This is a genomic window from Isoptericola sp. NPDC057391, assembly GCF_042668085.1.
In the GTDB taxonomy this organism is placed as follows: Bacteria; Actinomycetota; Actinomycetes; order Actinomycetales; family Cellulomonadaceae; genus Isoptericola.
This window is the reverse complement of the sequence record NZ_JBHVBO010000288.1, coordinates 1-3,309: the sequence shown is the minus strand read 5'-3', so window position 1 is coordinate 3,309 and position 3,309 is coordinate 1. Positions and strand designations below refer to the sequence as shown.

The following is a 3,309-nucleotide window of genomic DNA, read 5'->3' as shown; positions in this document are numbered from 1 at the left end:
CACCTTGAGCGGGCCGAAGGGGTGGTCGTCGCACGCGGTGTTGCCGGGGTAGATGTACGGCTCGTCGAGCGCCTTGCCGTTGACGACGACCGGTCCCCCCTTCTTGCACTCGACCGTGTCACCGCCGATGGCGATGGTGAGCCCTCTCCCATCCGGCCCTCGGTGCGAGACCGCCCGCCGGCCACGGCGACCCAGAGGAGCTGGACGCCGGTCACCGCGCCCGGCCGGAGGAGGAGGCCGAGCAGCAGGCCGGCGACGGCCGCGGGCAGGGACACGGCGAGGCCCTCGGTCGCCGTGAGCAGCCGCAGCCGGGCACCGGTCGCGCCGCGCGCGAGGAGCACCGCGAGCGCCGACCGGCGTCGCTCGACGACGAGGCGCGCCGCCAGCACCACCACGGCGCCCAGCGCCCCGAGCGGCCCCACCACGAGCACCGCGAGGACCGCGTCGGTGGTCACGCGCTCGCGCATCAGCGCGTCGAGCACGTCCGAGAGGCCGGTGCGCGCCTGGAGGGTCACGGGGTCGCCGGGCAGCACCGTCAGGCTCTCGTGCGTGAGGCCGCGCACCTGGTCGGCGAGCAGCGCGACCTCGTCCGACCGGATGCCCTCGACCGTCACGGGGTACCAGAGCTCGGTCTGCATCTCCCGGAAGGCGAGGGAGCCGATCATCGCGGGGTCGACGTAGACGGCCGCCGTCGCGATCGTGGCGCCGTCCGGGGTCACGCCCACCTGCGCGGTGCGCCCGAAGGCCTGGTGGTACCAGGTGCTCGCGTCGGGGTCGACGGGCTCGGTGAGCCCCACGACACGCAGCGGGGGGTGCTTCCAGACGTCCACGGCGTAGGTGCCGCCGAGCTCCCACCCGAGCGTCTCCGCCGCCGAGCGGGACAGGACCACCTGCACGGGCTCCTCCCCCTCGGGGCCGTTGAAGCCCGTCAGCACGGGCGTCGCGGCTGGCCACTCGCCCTCGACCAGCCGCAGGTCCTCGGTCATCCGCGCCGACGCCCGCATGACGACCTCCGGGATCTGGATCCCGGACCCGGGCACCTGCTCGGTCGTCGTCTCCCGCGAGGAGACGGCGAACGACGGCTCGCCGAGCACGTCGCGCAGCGGTCGGGGCAGGCCGTCGCGCAGCCGCACCATGCCGTCGAGGAACTCCTCCCACCGGGGCGCCGGGGGGACTGCGGGCTCGGCCTGCGGCTCGGTCAGGGCGGCGTCCATGGCGGACAGGCCCCCTCCGGGCACCACGGACGCCCGCGAGGAGACGTCCCGGCGCTGGGACGAGAGCTGCTCGCTGGCGTAGGTGACCTGCTCCGAGCGCAGCTCGCCGATCGCCCGCGTCGCGGCGGTGGCCGCGCCGGCCCCGAGGACGGTCACGACCGCGAGGACCAGCGCCGTGCCCCACGCCGTGCGCAGGTGGCGACGCAGCAGCAGCCACAGCATCAGCGCACCTCCTCCCGGTAGGCGCCCTCGCGCGCCTGGGCGGTGACCACGGCCCGCACCGCGAGCGCGACGGCGGCCAGCCCCGCGACCAGCAGGACGCCGGGCACGAGCGCCGCGGCGGCCGCGAACGCCATGTCCGGCGTGGGGACGACGGCGAACCCGGTGAGCGTGGCGGCGGCCAGCCCGGGCACGGTCGCGGCCGCCAGCGCCCACCCCGCCAGGAGCCCCGCGACCAGCGCGGCGGCCACGACGACGGCGAGCTCCGTGGCCCGGCTCGTCCCCTGCGCCCGGGGCGGCAGGCCGACGGCCCGGAGCACCGCGACCTCGCCGCGCCGCTCCCGCAGGCCGGCGACGCTCACGGCGCCCACGCCGACCAGCGCGAGCGCCACGGCGGCGAGCGCGGCGACGGCGAACGCCTGGCGCACCGGCCCCGCGGCGTCGGAGCCCTGGCTCCCGGACGACGTCGTGACGTGGACCTGGCCCGCACCGGGGGCCGCCGCGGCGTCGACGGCGTCCGCGGCCAGACGGTCGACGTCGGTGCCGGGCGCCGCACGGACCCACGCCTCGCCGGCCCCGGGCACGACCGTGGCGAGGCGCAGCGCCGCCGCCTGCAACCGGTCGAGGCCCACCAGGGCGGCCGCGGGCTGCAGCGAGCCCGGGACGACGTCCACGACGTCGACCACCTCCACGGCGAGCCGCCCGCCCTCGCCGAGCGGGAGCTCCGTCGATCCCCCCGCGGTGACGTCGAGCAGCGCCGCGAGGTCCTCGGACAGGACGGCGGGGGCGGGCTCGCGACCCGAACCGGCCGCCATGACGCGGAACGGGGAGGGCATCGCCTCGTAGTCGGCCTGGGCGGCGAGGCTCAGGCCGTCGCCCGGACGGGCGCCGAAGACGGCATTGGCCGTCGGGTCGTCGAACGCGGGCGCCCAGTCGACGCCGGCGACGTCCACCGCCGACGTCCCGCCGTCGTCGGTGGTGGCGACCAGCTCGTCCACGCCGAGCCGCAGGGTCGTGATCGCGCTGCGCGACCCCGGCAGCCGGGCGTCGAGCGCGACGAGGGTCCAGGCGCCCGGCGCGCCGTCGGCACCGCCGGGCGTGGGGGGCACCTGCGCCCGGACCTGGACCGTGCGCTCGTCGGGGCCGATCGGGCGCGCCGCGTCGAGGCCGCCGTCCAGGTCGCCGTCCAGGTCGACGTCGAGCTCCTCCGCCTCGACCCGGGCGAGCTGCCCGTCCGGGTCGGCCAGCCAGAGCGTGAGCGCGATCGTCGACGCCTCCAGGGCGAGCAGCCGGCCCCGCTCGGAGGGGATCGGACCGGTGGCCTCGAGGAGGGACGCCCAGGAGGCGGGCTCACCGGCGGGGCCGGCCGGGACGTCCTGGTCGACGACGTAGTACTGCCCGGTGACGCCGAGCACCAGGCCGGTGGTACCGGCCGGGAGCCGGGGGTTGTCGGCGTACGGGCCGGGGCCGCCCAGCGCCGCCGCGAGCTCGTCGACGCCCTGCTGCCCGTGCGGTCCGCGCGCCACGGACGCGATCTGGTCCGGGGGGATGCCCGTCGTGGACAGGGGGACGCCGTCCACGGCCGCCTCGGACGCCCGCACGGGCGCGGCGGCCACGGCCCCCGGCAGCGCCGCGTAGGTCGCCACGGGCCCGGGCGACCCCTCCGCCGCGACGACGCGCACGTCGCTGCCCGCCGCGACGCCGGCGGCCGACGCGCGCAGGTGCTGCCCGGTCCCGGTGTACGCGGAGGCGAGCACCACGCTCCCCGCGGCCACCACCACCAGCACCACGGGCACCGCGGTGACCGCGAGCCGCCGCGCCACCTGTCGCGCCGCCAGCACGCGCGTGCCCGGGCGGCGCGCGGCGGCCGCCGCCC

Annotated in this window: 2 protein-coding genes; both read right to left on the bottom strand. The window is 78.4% G+C overall.

Annotation, left to right across the window (positions count from 1 at the left end):
* Positions 1–1,436: FtsX-like permease family protein (locus tag ACFUVW_RS20295; protein WP_430573102.1), on the bottom strand; the 1,436-nt coding region annotated here is incomplete at its 3' end.
* A partial coding sequence (locus ACFUVW_RS20290; RefSeq protein WP_430573101.1) for an FtsX-like permease family protein occupies positions 1,436–3,309 on the bottom strand: 1,874 nt, incomplete at its 5' end. The genes ACFUVW_RS20295 and ACFUVW_RS20290, both read right to left, overlap by 1 nt.